Genomic DNA, 1257 nt, shown 5'->3' on the forward strand with positions numbered 1-1257 from the left:
GCGAGCGGCTGACAGCACGACAATGTCCACTACCTCGGTACAATATCACATAGGACGATTCCTGGTCTGCTTGCCGTTTGTGATGTAGGACTTTCACTAGTCAACGATCCTCATACACTGAAAATATTGGAGTATGGTGCCGTTGGAATTCCGGTAGTTCAGCTAGATGGTCAGGCACGCAAGCGGTTTGGAGACCTTCTTGTTTATACTGATTCTTGCATATCATCGATTCGTGCCGCTGTAATGTCTGCAACCAATCACGACCCCAAGCCATTCCAGTCGTTCGTTCAGCAGTTTGACTGGCGGAATATTGCACAGACCTACGACAGAGCACTTTCCACTGTCCGCTAGTTATTAATCATACTCCATAGGTATCCGACCCCAATAATTGCAGTTAAAATAATAAGCATCATCAACTGTGCTACCTTCGGGTAGTCCGGTCCATGCAGCAACTGACATATCCTCCGCGGAAGATATGTTCTTACGAGTGATGCAAGGAAAGCAGTCTCCTCGGCAGCCTCGCTATCTTCCACGAACGACTCCATCGCCCGCTTTGAGTATCCCTGCCAGAATGCCCGATCTATCAACCAACAGAGTTTCGTCCGGTAGTTGAAGACTTTATGAGCCACCTTCGCTTCCGGATCGTACCATACACCCTGTTCATACTTCTGTTGCATCCGCGCACATAATTCCGTCTCCCCTCCCTGAAGATTCTTATCGCCTTTTCGTCCGCCGATATCGACATCAAATCCGTTTAGATTCATCAAACACGTCCGCTTGAAAGGAGATATTCGAACCGAAGGTATTCCGCACTTCACCCGGTCCATTAGCGAACCCACGATGCGTCACACCTACCAACCAGTAGAACTCCTCCGGAAGGAATGAAGGTCTCCCAGCGACCCACTCGGCCGTCATCTTCCCTCCTGCCGCGATTGCGTCCTCCTTCTCGTAAGCGCGTATCAAACGCTCAATCCACACTTCGTCCGCAACCGCGTCGTCGTCTATGAACGCGACAATCTCGCCAGACGCTAGTTCCGCACCACGGTTCCGACTTTCCAACAATCCGAGGTTCTCATTATTACACACAATGACTGCATCCTCGTAATCTCCGTAATCATTTATTACACGCTCATACACTTCGGGCGTCCCATCGACGACCACAACGATCTCGACATCGTCGTGCGTCTGTGCGAGCACACTATCAGCTGCTTCACAGAAGTGTTCGTACATATCAAGTGTATACGTGCAGATAATGAC

The 1257-nt window shown here is 49.9% G+C and carries 1 protein-coding gene and 1 pseudogene; one reads left to right on the top strand and one right to left on the bottom strand.

Features of this window, described 5'->3' with window-relative positions:
• The first annotated feature begins 126 nt into the window (after positions 1-126).
• Entirely contained in the window at positions 127-351 is a 225-nt protein-coding gene (locus J07HQW2_RS09090; RefSeq protein ID WP_303704039.1) for a hypothetical protein, read from the top strand.
• On the opposite strand, the pseudogene aglG reads toward J07HQW2_RS09090, so the two are convergent.
• A pseudogene (gene aglG, locus J07HQW2_RS09095) lies at positions 348-1257 on the bottom strand (glucosyl-dolichyl phosphate glucuronosyltransferase); the annotation flags it as partial. The gene J07HQW2_RS09090 and the pseudogene aglG overlap by 4 nt on opposite strands.

This window comes from Haloquadratum walsbyi J07HQW2 (assembly GCF_000415985.1).
Classification (GTDB): Archaea; Halobacteriota; Halobacteria; order Halobacteriales; family Haloferacaceae; genus Haloquadratum; species Haloquadratum walsbyi_B.